The sequence below is a fragment of the Bacillus sp. NPDC094077 genome, assembly GCF_050279465.1.
GTDB lineage: Bacteria > Bacillota > Bacilli > Bacillales > Bacillaceae_G > Bacillus_A.
In genome coordinates, this window is sequence record NZ_JBNNUF010000007.1 from 23,064 (window position 1) to 37,826 (window position 14,763).

The window sequence follows — 14,763 nt, forward strand, 5'->3', positions numbered from 1 at the left end:
ACTAAAATATAAAAAATTAGGTAATAGTGTTAACAGGTTGAAATTTAAACCGTATTGGAACAGATAAATATTATGTTAGAATTACAACAGATGGGAAAGAAGGGATTGCAAAATCTGTAGATGATGAATTAATAAAAAAAGACTTTAAATATAAATTATCTGGATTTAACGAGGAAAATACAGAGAAAACTCTGGAATTTAAAGCAAACAAAAATCTTCTTAAGGACGCGTTTTTATGTATATACTATTCTACGGAAAAAAACGTGAAATCTTGAGAAGAGGTTAAGGAAAATGGACTCCCTGCAAAAGTGAAAGAAAAGTTAGGAGAGACATAATATAAAGATATTGTCATAAAAGTATGCCTGGTATACAAAGTTGTGTTCATACTAAAAGGCCAAGTTTTTGGTGAAGTGATGATAGGATACTAGAATAAAAGAGAAAGCTTTGCATACTATGCAAAGCTTTTGTCTTTATTTACTCATGAAATATCCGATTGTATAGATAATCCATAAGTGAACTGGATAGAAAATATAAAACATATATTTGGTGAATGTATTATTTAAACCACGCTCCCCGTTATATAAGAAGAAGAATGGTAATGCAAATATCATCAGCCCTTGGTTATTGAAACCGAATAGTCCCATATCCGTGAAAAGTTCTCCAGCCATAAGTAATGTTGGGACCTCTAATAATGAAAGTAATACATATGTGATAATTAACCACATTTTCCTTTCTTTAAAGAAATAGAAGATCAATGTCATGGCGACGCCCATAAAACTTGCTTCTGTAAACATTCCTAATGCAGTCGCAATCATAACAGCCGGAATTCCTATTAAATAGTTCTTCGTACGCTTTGTATAATCAATCGCACATAATAACACTATTCCAAATCCAAGTGACAAGAAAATATTATTGTGGAGTCCACCTTCCCTTGGAAACATGTACTGAATTAGAGCTGAGCCTGCAAACATAATTGCTGCCCACATAAATACACGCGTAGCATATTTTGTACGGTTACGCGTATAGAAGAATCCTTCCACTATAAAATAGAAGAAAATTGGTGACACAATACGTCCTAGATGATGCATCCATATTGGCATACCTGGAATGTAAGTATACACGTGATCAATGACCATAAGGATCATTGCAAAAATCTTTAATTGAAAAGCATTTAACCTCATAAAATATAAAACCTTCACTTTCTATGTTACTTTTAGATGAAGTATCTATGTTATTAGAATCATGTATTGTTAATTCATAAGTTTTTTCAAATAACTTCGTCGAATGATGAAAAAGCTTATAACAAATAGAAATAAAAATATTCCTACCCCTATTGCTGTGACTCCATAAAATGCTGATGAAAAATGGTTACGCATTCCAAGCGCTATTCCACATAGAAGAGTAGATGCAAGTACAAACGGGATAAAAATTAGTGTCGCTAACTCCTTGGTCACAACAGAAGCTAGTTCTTTCACAGAAAAGCCAAGTTTTCGGATTCCTGCATATTTTTCTTTCTCTCCTTCAAATGACATTTGCAGGTAGAAATAAAGAATGCTCATTGCCGCACTTAAGAAGATAAGGCTCAGCATGAAACCGATAAAGAATAAGAGACTAACAGTAGATTTCTCCGTATTGTATACATGAATTTTTGAAAGAATTAGGTGCTCATTCTCTATCGTGGTAATTTTAGAGAAAATGGTTTCAGGTAGGTCAAGTTTTTCAATCCAATTCTCAACCTCATAAGCAAATACTTTCAATACGGGATAATCGATTGTTTCATAAACCGCATCTGGGACGATATAGTACATTTTTTGAAAACCTGAATTTAAAATATTTCGTTTCTCAAGGCCCGCATATTTAAGTTTTCCAAACGGGTAGTCATGAATAAATTCCGTACTTGGAAGGGTATCTGGAATTCCTGCTACAACATAGTACTCATCATCCTTTAGTGCAATTGCCTTATGAAAGCCAAATGCATTATAATTTGAAACCGACATAAAACCGATATTATGCCTTTTATCTGTTTTAAATGCCGAATAATATGCATCGTATTTACCTTGGTTTGCTAATGTTTTTTCAATAAATGTAATATCTTCCTTTTCAACTTCCGGTGCATTTCCTGAGAGTGAGATGTATTGGAAGCTGTACGGCGCCATTGATTCTACTCTCGTATTTATATTGTAATAGGAACTGTACAGTACATTTGTACATACAAACACACCTAGCAACAAGACTGTTAATACATAGATAAGATGGGAATGCGAGCGTCCTTTAGCCTTTATGTTCGAAACATAAAGCATATTTGTTTTTTTGTAATACGACGATCGTTTTTGTAATACACGAATCGATAACAACATTCCTTGCGTTATAATAAAATAAATGGCTAATAGCGAACTAACAAATAGTAAAATGTAATAGAGCGTTCCAGATGATTCAACCCAATTCATTTCTAATATGAGCGATAGTACTAAGAATCCGCTCGTTATTACGGATAGTAACAACTTCCATGGTGCAGGCGCTATTAACTTTTCCTGTGTTACATCTGCTTTTAACAGATGAACAGCTTCTTCTTTGTTAATAAAGCGTGTTATAAATTTAGAAACGATAAAGAATAACATTGTAAATAGAGCAATCGTTAATGCGATTGCTTGTATTGGTATATACATACCAAAGCTATCAGCCTGTAACACTCTTTTGGTGACCATTAAAAACAAAGGGGCGATTACAAGCCCAAGCACAATCGCTGTTAGAATTGCTACACCAGCAATAAGCATATTTTCTCTGAACACCATCTTACGCACTTGCTTCATAGATGCTCCAGTAATCATAAAAATGCCAAAACTTTTCGTTTTCTTTTTCAAAAACGAAAACATCGAATAAATGATGAAAACGAATGAAAAAATATACACAATAAAGCTCGTAAGCATCATTACAAGACTAAGTGTGCTTTCTTTTTGAATGATCGCCAGCATTGGATGAAATGCTACAATCGAAAATAAGAAAAATATCAAAATAGAAAATACACTGCTTAAAAAATAGGAAATATATGTCCATTTATCGCGCAAAATGTTTTGAAGGACAATATGATTAAAACTCATGTTGTCCACCGCCTAAAAATGCAAGTGTGTCCATAATTTCTTGATAAAACTTCTGTTTATTATTGCCTCGATGCACCTCATTATAAAGAATACCGTCTTTTATAAAGATCACACGATGTGCAAAACTAGCAACATAGGCATCATGCGTCACCATTAAAATAGCTGTGTTAAAAGTCTTGTTAATTGACTCAAACAGTGTCATAACATCATTTACCGCTTTAGAATCTAGGTTTCCAGTTGGTTCATCAGCTAATAATAACCCTGGTTCATGAATAACAGCTCGAGCAATTGCTACACGCTGTTTCTGTCCACCTGAAATTTCAAATGTACGCTTCTTTAAAATTCCTTTAATCCCTAAAAAAATTACAACTTTCTCTAAACGTTTTCTCATCTCCTTAGATTCTACAGAATCAAGTACCAAAGGTAATAAAATATTTTCCTCTACCGTTAAGGTATGAACAAGGTTAAAGTCTTGAAAGACAAACCCTAATTCTTTGCGACGAAACTTCGCTAGATCATCATCATTTAATTCATAAGGATTTTTCGAATGAATTGTAACTGAGCCATTAGTTGGGCTATCGATTGTTGAAATGCAGTTAAGAAATGTTGTTTTCCCACTCCCGGAAGGACCCATTACCGCAACAAATTCATTCTTGTTTAAATTAAAATCAATGCCTTTCAATGCTTGACAGGAAATTTCTCCTGTATATACTTTTTGAAGCTCCTTTACATTTAAAATGATGTTGGACATCATCAGGACTTCACTCCTTTGTATCTTTCAGTATTTGATTATAAATGGGTCTTTTATTTTTTAACATCTTTCAATGTGACAGCAATATGACAAAATTGTCACATTGAAAACGGCTACCTTATTTGATAGCCGTTTCTATACTTCCTGAGAAATCTATTGTAAATATTGTTTCATTATTTTTAGAATGTAAATTGTATGGATGGTTTAATGTAGTAAGGATGTTTTTTACTAAATAAAGACCGATACCAGTGGCTTCACCTTTTGTACGTCCTTTCGTTCCTGTGTAAAATAATTCAAAAACACGTTTTATTTCACTTTCAGGTATCGTTTCTCCTTTATTTTTAATGAGTAACTGCCCATTTGCATAATGGATCATAATAGAAGAGTGTTTCTCTCCATATTTAACAGCGTTACTTAATAACTGGTACACGACAACCTTTAACCATTTACGGTCTGAATAGAGTAATATATGCTCCGGCACAGTGCTTTTTGGAAATATTTCTTCCTCGATAAAATAATCCCTTAAATCGTTAATAACTTCCTGTACGACATGTTTTAACGGAACAGATTCTATTTTTAAATCTGCTAATAATTTAGTAGAACGACTATACGTTAGCAACTGGTTTAAAGAGAAATTTAGCTTATCACATTCAACTTTTACTTTTTGCCATTCTACAAGTGAATTGGGTTCCTTCCACTGATTGGATTGTATAAGCAGTTGAATGACCGAAAGTGGCGTTTTCATTTGATGGACTGCATGAGAAATCATTAATTGCTGATCATGTAAAGAACTCTTATACTCCTCTTCTTTTGATAGAAATAAGGATTGAATGAATTGCAATTGTGTTGCATACGCCTTCTCGTATGGGGCAACTGGTTGATAAATCATGAAACTATCCGTGTGTATACTTTTTTTCTCAATATATTTATACATTTTCTTGCGACGTAAATAACGCAAGAAAAGTAAGACGATTAATAAAAAAAAGGCTAAAAATAGGAAATAGGTATAATGATTTTCAAAACCATCTAATTGATGAATAACAATCGGCAAGCTAATAAACGTAATGATATACAGGATAATAAAGCTCATATGGTCCTTTAAAAATAACTTCATGCAAGTTTCTCCATTAATTGATAGCCGATTCCTCGAATGGTTGAAATTTCTAAAGTAGAATGAATTGCTTCTAACTTCTTTCGTAATCTTACAATATTTACTGTTAATGTATTTTCCTCGACAAATTCTTCCTCATTCCAAATGGCTGTAAGTAGTTGCTGTCTTGTCACGATATTAGGATATGCTTCAAAAAACATTGTACACAGCTGGAGTTCTTTTACCGTTAATGACTCTTCCTTGTTAGATGTGCATAGTCGCATAGTATCCAAGTTTAAAATTGTATTTCCTTTATTTAAAATTCTCACCTGTATATCCTTTGCATATTCACCATATATACGACGAATTTGTCCATTTATTTTTGCAAGTACGACCCCTAATAAAAAGGGTTTTGTAATGAAATCATCAGCCCCATTTTCTATTCCATACACTTGATCCAATTCATTCATACGAGCAGAGAGAATTACAATAGGACAATTCGATATCTGCCTTATTTTACGAGACCAATAATAACCATCGAAGGCGGGGAGAGTGATGTCCATTATGACAAGATGAGGTTGAAAATCTTGAAAAATTTCTAGTACCCTTTCAAAGTCTTCTACAATGCGGCAATGATAGCCGTATTTTTCAAGATGGTTTTTTAATGTGCTCGCGATATTCATTTCATCTTCAACAATCAATAATTTATACATGTAATCCTCCTGTTTTTTTTATTAACTTTATCCTATATCTTAATTTTAAACGATTATTATCTACGGTCAAAATGTGAAGCTATTTACTTTTTAGTTAATAATTTTTTGTATCATTAATCTTATTACTATACTATATGTAAGAATAATCCTCACCTCGAAGTGATGTAATCTTTGCATCAGAACCCAAAATTCCCTATATATCAATCAACTATATTAAAAAACCCCCTCCACCTTAAGGTAGAGAGGATCTTCTACTTTCTATTTCAAACTACACGCAATCTCCGTAAAGATAACTCCAAGTGCATGCGCACCTGCATCAGGATATCCTAAACTTCTTTCACCAACTGTACCAGCGCGGCCCATACGAGCGACGATTTCTTTCGTATACTCTGCTCCCTTAACCGCTGCTTCTGCTCCTTTTTCAAAGGCAGTTTTCATGTCTACTTCATTTAAAGCGCTACCTGACCAAGAGTCTACACATGGAGCAAGTGCATCAACAAGTGTTTTATCACCAACTACCGCTCCTCTGCCGAACGATCTTTCACCGATAGATTGTATACCTTGAAGTGCTGCTTGCAGCATTTCCGAGAACTCTTTAACTGTTAGCTCACGTTTTTCGCCTGCTGCTTTACTAGCTGCGCGGAATGCTCCGCCCCAGATCGGGCCAGAAGCGCCGCCGCAATGTTCCATAATAATCATCGAACAACCGTCAAGAAATGATCCGATTGTTACATTCTCTTGTTCTAAAATAGAATGCCACTCACGTTTTAATTGCTTAAATCCTTTTGCCACACTCATTCCGAAGTCGCCGTCACCTGCATGCGTATCTAATTCACAAAACGGTACTTCATTTTTAATAATAACGTCGCTCATTTTATCAACGAGATAAATCATATTGTTTAATGTAATGACATTATCTTTAATAGCAGCGTGCTCTTCCGCTGTTTCTAGTTCAAATGAAACTTCCTTTTCTTCTGTCTCTTCAAGCACATTCACGTACTCTACACTCTCAACTGGTCCATCTACTTTAAACGCAGGTGTATTACATTCTTTCGATAATAACGTTTTTAGCTCATCATCTAACTTCATTACTGTTAAAGACATACCAGCCATATCGATACTCGTCATATAGTTACCGACGAATACTCTATTGATTTTAATGTTTCTAGCAGCTAATTCTCTCGTAACTGCATTATTAAATAGGTAAAGTTCTTGCAGTGGTGTACCGCCAAAACCATTTACAAGAAGCGCGATCTCCTCGCCATCTTTTACTCCTAAATCTTTTAATAAATCATTTGTCATACGGTTAGCTAATTCATCAGCTGACATCATTTTTTCACGTTTAATTCCTGGTTCGCCGTGAATACCTACGCCGTACTCCATTTCATCTTCGCCAAGTGTAAAAGTAGGTGATCCACTCGCTGGAACTGTGCAAGAAGTTAACGCTAAGCCGATTGTGCGCACGTTAGCCGCTGCTTTTTCTGCGATAGCTTTCACCGCTCCTAAATCCATACCTTCTTCCGCTGCTGCACCGGCAATTTTATGAACGAAAATAACTCCCGCAACGCCGCGGCGTCCTACTGTGTACAGACTATCTTCTACCGCAATATCATCGTCTACTTTTACGTAGTCGACTTCAATTCCATCTTCAGTCGCTAAATGCGCACCGTTTTTGAAATTCATAATATCGCCGCTATAATTTTTAATAATTAATAACGTACCTTTTTTACTAGCTGTCTCTTTAATCGCTTGATATACCTGAATTTGCGAAGGAGAAGCAAACACATCTCCGCACACTGCCGCATCTAACATTCCTTTTCCGACTAGTCCTGCATGTGCTGGCTCATGACCACTACCGCCGCCACTAATTAACGTTACTTTGTTTTCGTTCATTTCTTTCTTCTTAATGACTTTATATTTTTTCAAAAGCTCAAGCTCTGGATGAGCCATAACCATTCCATTGCACATTTCCATTACTAATGTTTCTGGTTTATTTATAATCTTTTTCATTGTGATTCTCCCTCAATTCCTTTAATATATTGTGATATATTTGAAATCTTTTTCTTACTACTCATGTTAAAATGAAAGCGTTTTATAGTAAACGGACAAAATGAACGATTTGTCTAAAGACACCGCTCTCATTTATCGATAGGATTTTTATATTACTAACATTCTAGGGATGATTCAGATGACCTCTTCTATAATTTCTAAAAAGATAATCGCGAACTCATTGAAATATTTAATGGAAACAGAGTCATTTCATAAAATATCAGTGAGCGATATTATGTTACACTGTCAAATGCGTAGACAAACTTTTTACTATCATTTTAAAGATAAATTTGAACTGTTAGGCTGGATTTATAGAGAAGAAACGAAGGAAAACATTATAGACTTTCTCGACTATGAAAAATGGGAAAACATTTTCGATTTATTATTTGATTACTTTTATGAAAATCAAAAATTTTACCGAAATGCATTTAAAGTCATTGAGCAAAACTCGTTTAATCACTATTTATTTGAGCATACAAAAAACTTATATATGAAGATTATTGATGAACTATCGATGAGCTGTAGACTCAGCCTTTCGAATGAGACAAAAAATACGATTGCCTCCTTTTATAGTCACGGCTTCGTTGGAACGATAAAAGATTGGATTGAAAGCAAGTGCGAAGTAGATCCGTCCATTATGTCTACTCTCATGAAAAATATGATAAACAATCAATTACTACTATTACTTGAGCAATCAGCAAAGTAATCATAAGGTGGCAAGAACAATGAAAAAGATTATGAATGATGTACAAAATATCGTTCAAGATATGCTCCGTGGCTTTTATTTTGAACATAACGACAAAGTAAATTACGACGAAACACATAACATCATTTATGTAAAAGATATCGCACAAATGAAGCAAAACGTTGTCATTATAAGCGGCGGTGGTAGCGGACATGAACCTGCTGATATTGGCTATGTAGGAAAAGGAATGCTTACAGCGGCAGTACACGGAAATATTTTCACTCCGCCTACAGTGGAACAAATTGTAGCGGCCGCTCGCCTCATGCCAAGGGATAAAAGTATTTTATTCATCATAAAAAACTTTAAAGATGACGTAGCAAACTTTTTAGCAGCAGAACAAATCGCCAAAGAAGAAGGAAGACAAATTGACCACATCATCGTAAATGACGACGTTTCAATTGAAAATGATGCTTCTTTTAATAAAAGAAGACGCGGCGTAGCTGGCACCGTTTTCGTTCAAAAAATATTAGGCGCGGCCGCTCTTGAAGGTCATTCTTTAGAAGAACTAACAACGCTTGGCCAAGCTGTCGTCCAAAACTTACACACATTAGGAGTCGCCCTTTCACCTGCAAATGATCCAGTCCAAGGAAAAGCTTCATTTTCACTAAACGATGATGAAGTATTTTACGGCGTCGGCATTCACGGCGAAAAAGGTTACCGTAAAGAAGCACTATCTTCTTCTGAAATATTAGCAATCGAACTTATGAACAAACTAAAAAGCATTTACCGCTGGAGAAAAGGCGACAACTTTGCGATCCTCATTAACGGATTAGGTGCGACGCCATTAATGGAACAATACATTTTCACAAACGACATTCGCCGTTTATGCGAGCTGGAAGGCTTACATGTGAAGTTCGTAAAGGTCGGTACGCTGCTAACTTCTTTAGATATGAAAGGTGTTTCGTTGAGTTTTCTTAAGATAGAAAGTTCGGATTGGGAGAAATGGTTGAAGGCAGATGTTAGTGTGGGTGGTTGGTAACAATAAACTAAAAATTATGATGATAAAAGCCTTTAGCTATGATTACAAGTTAAAGGCTTTTTTATATAAAACACACTAGTTTTCTAAAATATGGTAAGCATGAAATATATGCTTGAATTGGTTTTCTCTCGGGAATTACATCCCAAAAGTCGGATAACTTCTTTTACTACACATGTTATTAATGCATAAAGTAATAACTACGATAACAACGGAGCCAATTAAAACCGGTATTATTAAATAACTACTGTTCGTCCTTAAAATAACAAGGCTTGGTCCGCCCTTGCTGGAGCACCTCATTCACATTTAAGGGGATACTCGAATACCTTCTTTTCTTAAAATCACCAAAACCCATTTACAAATCTATAAAAGTAGATATAATATCCTTATGGAACCTTCATTAATTTATAAAGCATTGTCAAATGAAACAAGATGTCAAATTTTATCATGGTTAAAAAATCCAGAAAACCATTTCGACGAAAAACCTTATTTAGAACAAGGAATTAATTTTCAGATTGGAGTGTGTGTAGGAGATATCCAGCTTAAAACTGGCTTAGCCCAATCGGTTACTTCTAGCTATTTATTAACTATGAAAAAGGCAGGACTACTAGACTCTGACCGAATTGGAAAATGGACATACTATCGTCGAAATGAAAAAACAATACAAGCGTTTTCTGAATACGTTCAAAACGAATTATAAAGTAAAAGCTAATAATCAACCTACCAATTGATTATTAGCTTTCACACATTCTGCTTTTATATAGGTATCCAATACATTATTTTTTAAAACTTCGCTACCTATAAAAGCAAGAAACATGGAAAGGAGAAATTTTTTTAACACATCATATCTAGTTATTTAGATATCTGTTATTGTATTTAACATTACATAATTCTAATAGTATTGATATCCTATCATGCTCATTTCTTTGTTAATGAATCGGTTTTACTTTCAAAATAATAATAAGAATGGAGAGTTTTACAAATGAAAAAAGTAAGCCCTTTACTTATTCTGACACTAGCAATAGGTGTGTTCGGAATTATTACTACCGAGATGGGGATTGTCGGTGTATTACCACAAATCACTCAGAAATTTGGCATTTCAACTGCACAAGCAGGATTTTTAGTAAGTATATTCGCACTAGTCGTTGCTATTTCTGGTCCGTTTTTAATTCTGCTCGTCTCTAGTATTAATCGCAAAATAATTTTATTAACAGCAATCTCTATTTTTGTTATTTCAAATATAATTTACGCTTATACAACACAATTTGAAATCATGCTTATTTTTCGTATTTTACCGGCAGCACTTCATCCACTCTTCTTTTCAATCGCTCTTGTAACTGCTGCGAAACTTGTTCCTCCTGAAAAGAGTGGTCAAGCGGTTACAAAAGTTTTCATGGGTATTACTGTTGGCTTTGCTCTAGGCGTACCATTAACCTCTTACCTTGCAGACCAGTTTTCACTAGAAATTGCTTTCTTATTCGGAGCGCTTGTTAACGCCCTTGCATTCATTGGAATACTAATCTCACTTCCTTCTATGCCTGTTAAAGAAAAAATGTCTTTCGGCAAACAAATTCGTATACTCGGCAAACCAGGATTATGGTTAAATATTTTAACCATCACATTCCTTTTTGCAGCCATGTTTTCTGTATACAGCTACTTCGCCGAGTACCTTGCAAAAGTAACTTCTATGAATGGATCTCTTATCAGTATCATGCTATTCATATTTGGTATAGTTATGATTTTAGGTAATCATTTATTTGGTAGTCTCCTGCAAAGAAGCATAGTAAATACAGTAATATCATTCCCTATTTTATATTCTGTTGTTTACATATTAATTTATTATTTAGGTTCCTACCTTGTTCCAATGATTTTTATGGTATTCATTTGGGGAATCGTACATGCTGGTGGATTAATTGTTGGTCAAACATGGTTAATAAACGAAGCAAGAGAAGCACCTGAATTTGGTAATAGCCTATTCGTTTCATTCTCAAATCTCGGAATTACTTTAGGAACAACTATTGGAGGCTGGTTCATTTCAAACCTAGGTATTCACCAGCTTATTTGGAGTGGATTTATATTCACACTACTTTCATTTCTATTAATTATAATAAAACTAAAATTTTTCAATTCTAATAGTCCAGCTTCATTATCAAGATAGTAAATTTTCAGTTCTAAATTTGATAAAAAAACATTATAAATTCTTCTCTATATAAAATACAGGTTATTTTTCTTATAAGATTTTATAAACTATAAAATCTTATGCTCAAAGCCTTTAGCCATAATTACGACTAAAGGCTTTTTTATATAAAAACAAATTTAAAAGGAGCTAATTTTATGGAACATAATCAAAATGGACTATTTCCAAAAATAACAAAATATGGATTAGAAACATATTTCTCAATGAATAAAACAACTTAACATGGTAAAATAATATTTGGATGGGAGTCCAATATATATTATTAAAATTAAGATGGTTCAAGTCGGAGAAAGGCACCTTAGGGTGTCTTTTCTTTATACATTAAAAAGGTCACCTATTTCCGTAGGTGGCCTTTATCTTTATTACACAATACCAAAGTATACTCTCTTTTCCCCTTAAACTTTATGTAATTATACATATTAACGAAAAATACACTTAATGAATATTAAATATAGTAAAATATAAATTGTGGACACGTTCTATAAAGCAGATTCTTTTGACAGGCGTAACATATCAATCATTATAGGGGATGTGGCGTTACTCCGATACTGATCTCAAATTTCTTTTATTTTGTGAACAACAATCTAGTGTATATAAACGATTCTGTTTTATAGGGTGTATTTACATTTATAACAAAGGGGTAATACGGATAGATTCGTATGAAATGAAAATAGTTCAAGTCGGAGGAAGGCACCTTAGGGTGTCTTTTTTCTTGTAGGAGTAGTGACCGGATTGCTGCCATAGACAGAAAATCTATCACTACCTCTTGTACTAATATTTAGGTCCCATGTAATCATAACTTTGATCTAGCGCTTTTAATAAATCAATTGCACCCTTTAACTCTCTTTTATCAGACTCTAATTCTTCCATTCTTCTTTCAATATCTTTTTTAAAAGATTCCAAATCGCTAATGGCCTTTTTCCCTACTCCAAGTTGAGACCAACTTGATAAGAGTAAATCATGTACAGTACTTACAACTCTTTTATTATGGTTTAAGTCTTGAATCATATGATCAAACTGTTGTAAAGCTTGGCTCAATGCTTCTTCATTTAAGTAAATTCTCGGCATCCTAATCTTCTCCCTTAATATTGTTGATCCGTCTTCCTATAATCATCGGCTTTCTTCTCAATAAAATCTGAAATTTCCGTCGCTGTTCGTATGTACCAAAAACTTAAATGCTCTACATGTCCACGTATATTATTTACTTTAGCTTCTACCCGTCTACTTTCAGCTGTTTCTAATAATGTCATCATATTAGAAATTAATTTCGGTACCCTATCTTGAAATTCTTGTGCGTTTCGCTTCATATCTCTTACGGCCTTTTCCAAATTCTCTACAACTACACGAATTTCTCCCCCGCCTAATAAAGCCCCCGGTGAATCGTAAACTCTTTCATTCGTGTCTACATTTAAATTTGATAAAGACCCATTCCCTCCAAAACGGAAGTTCTGATCTGTTTGATAATGATAACCAGGGCCACTTATTGAATTCAAAAATCGGACAACATCTATCCCAAGCTTTTGCTGTAATGGTAACTTTGACATTGCTTCTTTCGAAATTGGTGGTGTGACCGCATAAGTAGATCCTATATGACTTTCATATGCACCAAATGGCCCATAACCAATCGAATCATTTCCATGAACAATGCTTGTGATTCGTCCTTTAAACTCTCCATTATCAGCTCTTTCCTTCAAATCAGGTGGAAGTAAGTGTTTTGCACTTGGGGCATTCCAACTTATACATCTTACGTTATCATTAAATGCTGCAACATATTCAGCTAAAGCGCCACCTAATGAATGACCTGTTGTATATAATTCTATATCTTTGCCTTTATAATGTTCGTTGATTTTTTCCATTACTTTTTCAGCTTGTTCAAATTGATTATGCGTTTCCCAACGTTGATGCTCTTCATTCCAATATTTCTTTGAATCTGCATTCTCAGTTCCTGCTACAGGAGGTGCCGCTGGTTCATGAACACCTTCTCGTAATACAAAATGATTTGTATCTGTTTTTAAATCCTTCATACCTTCACCTGGCTTCATCGGAATGCCTAAAGAGTTTTTCTCTATAATTTTATCCCCTTCTGTCCCTCGGAAAGCTACCATAACTTGCTTTTTCCCATTCACATCTCGTTCAAAGACTACTGCGTCCATTCCGGTTTGTTTGTCGTGGTAAGACATATCCTTATTCACTTTCCATGTCTGTAAAACTTTTTTTGATCTGTATAATCCTTTATCTCATAATTTTTACCTAAATCATTCCTATATGCTCCCTTTGCCAAATCATAATAAGTTTGATCTAAAACTGCACTTTCTTTCATTCTTTCACTCCTATAATAAATAAATTATTCTAATTATATAGTTTATTATTAGGAGAGGATGAGTTTTTTGAAAAAAAAGGCATTTTTATTAATAGCAATTATAATCATATTTTTTATAGGAGGGTTTATGTATATGAACAAACAAAAAAATAATGAAGAAGAAATCATTAATAAAGCAACAGAAAAAACAATTCAATATTTCAAAGAAAAAGAGGGCTTAGATGTAACAATTACTGATCATGAATTTGGACCAAAAGATTTTCAAACTATCTCTATATCAGGGTATGTGACTACTGATAAAACGAAAGAATTTACTGCTTCGGTTGAATACGCAAATAATTATCATATTGGTGCTATTTCAACAGCCAAAAATTTAGAGCTTAAAAACCCTCAAGTATATCGTTCCATACTTGAGGGTTTTTTAATTTCTAATTAAATTGTACTCTTCTATTTCTCCGCATCTTTCATACTGTAATACCCTAAATTAATAATAATTAAGAAATAACCACTCATAATTCCAGCGGCAAATGTCCACATGAAATCATGATGTTCTATTTCATACATAATAATTGCACCGAGTATTGCGGCTGCAAATCGATTAACCATTCCAAGCATCGGTGCTTTTTCTTTTTTTACAATGCTATCTCCGAACTTTTCAATACGCCTTCCCAAAATCCAAACGCAATACATACTAACCAAAAGGCCAATGCTTATCCCTACAAAATGGGCTGGAAAAGGTGTCATAAACCACCCTAATAACATCACCCCTAGCAAGCAATACATTTGTATGTTAAATGATCTTAGTGCCATACGAATCATGCTGT

The 14,763-nt window shown here is 34.1% G+C and carries 14 protein-coding genes and 2 pseudogenes; 6 read left to right on the plus strand and 10 right to left on the minus strand.

Features of this window, described 5'->3' with window-relative positions; genetic code table 11:
• The first annotated feature begins 53 nt into the window (after positions 1-53).
• Positions 54-275: a YxeA family protein gene (locus ACQKNR_RS17505; RefSeq protein WP_427319479.1), complete on the plus strand. Its 222-nt coding sequence runs from the start codon at positions 54-56 to the stop codon at positions 273-275.
• A 195-nt stretch (positions 276-470) separates the two neighbouring features.
• Here the strand turns inward: ACQKNR_RS17505 and ACQKNR_RS17510 are convergent, their stop codons facing one another.
• The 6 genes from ACQKNR_RS17510 to dhaK form a co-directional block, all read right to left on the minus strand.
• Positions 471-1,181 (minus strand): TraX family protein, encoded by a 711-nt coding sequence (locus tag ACQKNR_RS17510; RefSeq protein ID WP_427319111.1) that lies wholly within the window; start codon positions 1,179-1,181, stop codon positions 471-473.
• 69 nt (positions 1,182-1,250) lie between these two features.
• The gene (locus tag ACQKNR_RS17515) at positions 1,251-3,098 is read right to left on the minus strand and encodes an FtsX-like permease family protein (RefSeq protein ID WP_427319113.1); all 1,848 of its coding nucleotides are present in this window, start codon (positions 3,096-3,098) and stop codon (positions 1,251-1,253) included.
• Positions 3,088-3,849 (minus strand): ABC transporter ATP-binding protein, encoded by a 762-nt coding sequence (locus ACQKNR_RS17520; RefSeq protein WP_427319481.1) that lies wholly within the window; start codon positions 3,847-3,849, stop codon positions 3,088-3,090. Before ACQKNR_RS17520 ends, ACQKNR_RS17515 begins: the two co-directional genes overlap by 11 nt.
• Positions 3,850-3,967: 118 nt before the next feature.
• Entirely contained in the window at positions 3,968-4,963 is a 996-nt protein-coding gene (locus ACQKNR_RS17525) for a sensor histidine kinase (protein WP_427319115.1), read from the minus strand.
• Positions 4,960-5,652, minus strand: a complete 693-nt coding sequence (locus tag ACQKNR_RS17530; RefSeq protein WP_427319117.1) for a response regulator transcription factor — start codon at positions 5,650-5,652, stop codon at positions 4,960-4,962. Before ACQKNR_RS17530 ends, ACQKNR_RS17525 begins: the two co-directional genes overlap by 4 nt.
• Positions 5,653-5,910: 258 nt before the next feature.
• Positions 5,911-7,662, minus strand: a complete 1,752-nt coding sequence (gene dhaK, locus ACQKNR_RS17535) for a dihydroxyacetone kinase subunit DhaK (protein WP_427319119.1) — start codon at positions 7,660-7,662, stop codon at positions 5,911-5,913.
• Positions 7,663-7,840: 178 nt separating this feature from the next.
• On the opposite strand from dhaK, the gene dhaS reads away from it, so the two are divergent.
• Positions 7,841-8,407, plus strand: coding sequence for a dihydroxyacetone kinase transcriptional activator DhaS (gene dhaS, locus ACQKNR_RS17540; RefSeq protein WP_427319121.1), 567 nt, complete (start codon positions 7,841-7,843; stop codon positions 8,405-8,407).
• A 19-nt stretch (positions 8,408-8,426) separates the two neighbouring features.
• Entirely contained in the window at positions 8,427-9,425 is a 999-nt protein-coding gene (gene dhaQ / locus ACQKNR_RS17545) for a DhaKLM operon coactivator DhaQ (protein ID WP_427319123.1), read from the plus strand.
• 135 nt (positions 9,426-9,560) lie between these two features.
• On the opposite strand, the pseudogene ACQKNR_RS17550 reads toward dhaQ, so the two are convergent.
• Positions 9,561-9,698 (minus strand): annotated as a pseudogene (locus ACQKNR_RS17550) (HPP family protein); the annotation flags it as partial.
• 112 nt (positions 9,699-9,810) lie between these two features.
• On the opposite strand from ACQKNR_RS17550, the gene ACQKNR_RS17555 reads away from it, so the two are divergent.
• Positions 9,811-10,122, plus strand: coding sequence for an ArsR/SmtB family transcription factor (locus tag ACQKNR_RS17555; RefSeq protein ID WP_427319125.1), 312 nt, complete (start codon positions 9,811-9,813; stop codon positions 10,120-10,122).
• 282 nt (positions 10,123-10,404) lie between these two features.
• On the plus strand, positions 10,405-11,580 hold the full coding sequence (locus ACQKNR_RS17560; RefSeq protein ID WP_427319127.1) for an MFS transporter: 1,176 nt from the start codon (positions 10,405-10,407) through the stop codon (positions 11,578-11,580).
• Positions 11,581-12,390: 810 nt separating this feature from the next.
• Here the strand turns inward: ACQKNR_RS17560 and ACQKNR_RS17565 are convergent.
• Positions 12,391-12,687: a hypothetical protein gene (locus tag ACQKNR_RS17565; protein ID WP_002030222.1), complete on the minus strand. Its 297-nt coding sequence runs from the start codon at positions 12,685-12,687 to the stop codon at positions 12,391-12,393.
• 14 nt (positions 12,688-12,701) lie between these two features.
• Positions 12,702-13,939 (minus strand): annotated as a pseudogene (locus ACQKNR_RS17570) (lipase family protein).
• Positions 13,940-14,066: 127 nt separating this feature from the next.
• Between ACQKNR_RS17570 and ACQKNR_RS17575 the strand changes: the two are divergent.
• A complete protein-coding gene (locus ACQKNR_RS17575; RefSeq protein WP_427319483.1) occupies positions 14,067-14,375 on the plus strand; it encodes a DUF1433 domain-containing protein in 309 nt (102 codons plus the stop codon).
• An 11-nt stretch (positions 14,376-14,386) separates the two neighbouring features.
• Here ACQKNR_RS17575 and ACQKNR_RS17580 read toward each other — a convergent pair whose 3' ends face one another.
• A complete protein-coding gene (locus ACQKNR_RS17580; RefSeq protein ID WP_427319129.1) occupies positions 14,387-14,758 on the minus strand; it encodes an ATP synthase subunit I in 372 nt (123 codons plus the stop codon).
• Positions 14,759-14,763: the final 5 nt, after the last annotated feature.

Bases quoted from the DNA above. Each gene is read 5' to 3' on its own strand.
- ACQKNR_RS17510 (WP_427319111.1), bottom strand. From the start codon at position 1,181: ATGAGGTTAAATGCTTTTCAATTAAAGATTTTTGCAATGATCCTTATG.
- ACQKNR_RS17515 (WP_427319113.1), bottom strand. From the start codon at position 3,098: ATGAGTTTTAATCATATTGTCCTTCAAAACATTTTGCGCGATAAATGG.
- ACQKNR_RS17520 (WP_427319481.1), bottom strand. From the start codon at position 3,849: ATGTCCAACATCATTTTAAATGTAAAGGAGCTTCAAAAAGTATATACA.
- ACQKNR_RS17525 (WP_427319115.1), bottom strand. From the start codon at position 4,963: ATGAAGTTATTTTTAAAGGACCATATGAGCTTTATTATCCTGTATATC.
- ACQKNR_RS17530 (WP_427319117.1), bottom strand. From the start codon at position 5,652: ATGTATAAATTATTGATTGTTGAAGATGAAATGAATATCGCGAGCACA.
- dhaK (WP_427319119.1), bottom strand. From the start codon at position 7,662: ATGAAAAAGATTATAAATAAACCAGAAACATTAGTAATGGAAATGTGC.
- dhaS (WP_427319121.1), top strand. From the start codon at position 7,841: ATGACCTCTTCTATAATTTCTAAAAAGATAATCGCGAACTCATTGAAA.
- dhaQ (WP_427319123.1), top strand. From the start codon at position 8,427: ATGAAAAAGATTATGAATGATGTACAAAATATCGTTCAAGATATGCTC.
- ACQKNR_RS17555 (WP_427319125.1), top strand. From the start codon at position 9,811: ATGGAACCTTCATTAATTTATAAAGCATTGTCAAATGAAACAAGATGT.
- ACQKNR_RS17560 (WP_427319127.1), top strand. From the start codon at position 10,405: ATGAAAAAAGTAAGCCCTTTACTTATTCTGACACTAGCAATAGGTGTG.
- ACQKNR_RS17565 (WP_002030222.1), bottom strand. From the start codon at position 12,687: ATGCCGAGAATTTACTTAAATGAAGAAGCATTGAGCCAAGCTTTACAA.
- ACQKNR_RS17575 (WP_427319483.1), top strand. From the start codon at position 14,067: ATGTATATGAACAAACAAAAAAATAATGAAGAAGAAATCATTAATAAA.
- ACQKNR_RS17580 (WP_427319129.1), bottom strand. From the start codon at position 14,758: ATGATTCGTATGGCACTAAGATCATTTAACATACAAATGTATTGCTTG.